A 421-nucleotide genomic window follows, 5' to 3' on the forward strand; every position below is an offset into this window, starting at 1 on the left:
AGTCGGGCTAACTTCCAGATGCTCGAAGTCGCCACCAGTGGTGCCGGTGATGGTCACGCTGACGCTGCCCGCATCCACATAAACAGTGTCTTTCGGCGCAGCGAACGTGACGGAGCCTTCAGTCGCATCCTTGGCAATGGTGATGGTTTCACCATTGCTCAGGGTGATCTTCATCTCAGTGCCGGCTGGGTTGGTCAGCTTGGCGGTGTAGACGATATTGCCGCCTTCCTGGACGGAACCGGTGGCCGACAGGGTCAGGCCGGTGGTGTCCAGGCGCGCTGGATCGTCGGTCACGACGGTGGTCGGAGTGCCTGCGGTTTCCAGGTGCTCGTAGTTACCACCAGTCACGCCAGTGATGCTGTTGGTCAGCGGCGTATTGGTATTCAACACGTTGTTCGGGGCAATGAAGTCCACCGAACCA

The 421-nt window shown here is 59.4% G+C and carries 1 protein-coding gene; it reads right to left on the reverse strand.

The features are described from left to right. Positions 1–421 (reverse strand): immunoglobulin-like domain-containing protein (locus DM374_RS32800; RefSeq protein WP_157969826.1); only part of this gene is annotated, 421 nt, incomplete at both ends.

Origin of the sequence: Pseudomonas huaxiensis, assembly GCF_003231275.1 — a bacterium.
GTDB lineage: Bacteria > Pseudomonadota > Gammaproteobacteria > Pseudomonadales > Pseudomonadaceae > Aquipseudomonas > Aquipseudomonas huaxiensis.